The sequence below is a fragment of the Acidithiobacillus ferriphilus genome, assembly GCF_018854775.1.
Lineage (GTDB): Bacteria > Pseudomonadota > Gammaproteobacteria > Acidithiobacillales > Acidithiobacillaceae > Acidithiobacillus > Acidithiobacillus ferriphilus.
In genome coordinates, this window is sequence record NZ_JAAZTY010000178.1 from 1 (window position 1) to 1,211 (window position 1,211).

The 1,211-nt window shown below is 57.2% G+C and carries 1 protein-coding gene and 1 pseudogene; both read left to right on the top strand.

Features of this window, described 5'->3' with window-relative positions; all coding sequences use genetic code 11:
- Nucleotides 1-204 (top strand): annotated as a pseudogene (locus HF921_RS11505) (hypothetical protein); the annotation flags it as partial.
- Nucleotides 205-483: 279 nt separating this feature from the next.
- The coding region (locus HF921_RS11510) for a septal ring lytic transglycosylase RlpA family protein (RefSeq protein ID WP_215893850.1) at nucleotides 484-1,211 on the top strand (728 nt) is incomplete at its 3' end.

A 1,211-nucleotide genomic window follows, 5' to 3' on the forward strand; every position in this document is an offset into this window, starting at 1 on the left:
GATGGCGGCGCAGGGTTAGGCGGGCTTGCCGGTTATGGCATCTCTAAAAGCCAACAACAGGCACCGGCACCACAACAGCCCGGTTACTATGCAGCTCCGCAGGGCAGTGTACCGTGCCCCGCCGGCTATGTGTGCAGACCGACGGCACCGCAATATCAGCAGGCACCCGCCTGTCCGCCAGGATATACCTGCTACCATCGATAAACATGAAGCATGGCGGTAGCCCAAACGTCCGGCAGGCGCCCCGCTGCCACGTAACTATAGTGGCGCCTGGATGGCATTGCAGAATAAAGGAAACGCTGCTGGAATTCCGACAGGACCGGGATGGCCCATAGCAGCAGAAGTATCTGCCATACATATCGTTTGCCGACATTTTTCATTGATTGCTTGAGAATAAACGGCCAAGCATCAGCTCTACTTGAATTTTCTGGAAAGCATGGCCTAGAATGCAAAGGTCTTTCCAGACGGAGGCCATGCATCAGCATGTGCGTACGATACCATCTTCAGATTTTCAGACTGGGGGCTTTCGGCTTTGCCGCCGCAGCACTTGCGGGCTGTGCGAGTGTGCCCAGTCACATGGTCGGCACGTCAGGCGGTGGCTACGGTTCGGCGATGGTGGGCTCTGCCTATTCCACCGGGCAGGATTGCCATGCGCCAGCGCCAAACTTCCATGCTGCCTACAATCAACCTTACGAAATAAATGGATATTGGTATCATCCTATGCGTAGCGATGCGCGCTTTTCCGAAAATGGAATCGCCTCATGGTACAACCAGCAATCCTCCAGTGCTGTAACCGCCATGGGCACCGCTTTTCATGCCCGGCAAATGACAGCCGCGAGCCGAACGCTACCGCTGCCCTCCTGCGTACGCGTCACCAATCTGAAGAACGGGCGCAGCGTCGTCGTGCTGGTCGATGATCGCGGTCCCTTCGTGAGTGGTCGCATCATGGATATGTCCTATGGTGCCGCCAGCCAGTTGGGTATGCTCAACCAGGGCACAACGCCGGTACACATTCAGGTGATTCCCAGCAGTCCAATCCCCAGCACACCGCCTCCTCAAGTGCTGCCTGTGGTACAACGTACCGCGTCCAGGATGGCGCCCGTGCCAATCTTGCACACGCCGATAGCGATGCCGGCGGTACCCGCCTATTCACCGTCTTCCACTGCCAGCGCCAACCTGATGGCTGTAGTGGATGACACTTTTTCCAACGG